The organism is Variovorax sp. 01N429 (assembly GCF_056399425.1).
The window spans coordinates 1-1480 of the sequence record NZ_JBFTRG010000048.1; the positions used below are offsets into that span (position 1 = coordinate 1).

The 1480-nt window shown below is 59.3% G+C and carries 1 protein-coding gene; it reads left to right on the forward strand.

The features are described 5' to 3' along the window. Positions 1-1300 precede the first annotated feature (1300 nt). Positions 1301-1480 (forward strand): hypothetical protein (locus AC1DSF_RS30485; RefSeq protein ID WP_478184049.1); only part of this gene is annotated, 180 nt, incomplete at its 3' end.

The window sequence follows — 1480 nt, forward strand, 5'->3', positions numbered from 1 at the left end:
ACCAACACCGGAGTGAATGCGAATGTTTCGAAAATGCGAACCCACCCTGAAGATGACCTTGCAGCAGGCTGCCGAAGGACAACCTGACTTTCTTCCCATTGTCCAGAGTCTTCGGGAGACCACCGATCGGCCAGGGGTCCTGGGCGGCGCTGTGGCGGGCGTCGTAAAGGCCAGGTACTTGCCCAAGATGAGCGCTGGCGAGCCGACTGTGGTCCTGATTTGTTTGCCCGAGCGAGYTCRYGAYTCCTTGCCTGCCTTGCTCGAGGAMGACGCRGATATCGTGAACCTSACGTCTTTCGATTTGACGACATCGACCACCTGCCTGGTTCTCAAGGGGGGCGGCAAGTCCTTGGAGCTTGCAACGTATCCGATGGACGAATCTCTACGCAAACGAAGTGGAGCAATCGTTCTCGTCGTGGCTGTCGTGTGTGGAGAAGACGTCTGGGTACGGCGTCTCCACGCGGAGGATCCCGACCTATTGCTCGCTCGTGACCAAGCGTCAGGAATCGGGGCCGGCTACAACTTCGAGCCTTACCGTTGGTGGAGTGAAGAAGAACTGCAGCGTGCCGTARTCGAGGCGCCGGCCGCTCARAAGGCTTGGGAAGAAGAAGGATCCGCCTACCGACCGAAGTTCTGGGTCCATGCGCCGCTGGACGCCGCTACCGCCGGCACGTAAGAACGCCGAGGCCTAAGACTGGCTGCCAGCATCTGGTGCGATATGGCCGAATCTGTACGGCGCCCTCGCCGAACCGAAATGTCGCGAGGGCGCTCTTSCTGATTGGACTTGAGGTATGAGCAAGTGGGAAGTTGGACCAGTCGACGCTTTACCGACCAAAACGCTCGATGCTTGGCGAGTCTGTATCGTTCCCGCTGATGGACWAGACCGCCCCAGGACGGGCCACTTGTGGGGGTTTGTGCGCGAGACTTGCCGCGGCCGCGTCAGCACCGCGATTGCAAGGCTTGATCCGGTCAGTCGGCGTGTGTTGACTCGCTCAGGCCGCGTCTACCRGTTGGCCGGAGACTCCGGAGTCAATACTGACGCCCTGTACGTCTGGGGAGCATGGAAGCAAGCGAGAGGCATCCAGGTCGAAGATGAATTTGATGCTACTGASGAGGTCGAGRCTGTTCTGTCTCGTCCTAGATAGATGACKGCCAAGCATCGAMGCTTTGAAGAGGCGCGCTCGCACCGTCGCAACGGCTCTAGGAACGGTTTGGGCTGAAAATCGTCTACTCTGGGTCGACCTTGGTCTGGGTCGACTGTGTCGAGGTGGCGCGCACAATATGGCCAAAGGAGAATTCGATGACCAGTATCGTTGGGCGCGCCATTTGTAGAGAGATGTCCCCGCGCGCCCAGCGGGTGCTCCGGAACATGGTCGAATCGGCAACCACGCCGTCCAAGTCATACAAGGTAAGAGCTGCCAGCGGAGGCTTCGTTATCTATCGGCCCGACCTACAGACCCGTCAGGGCATCTTCTCTCCG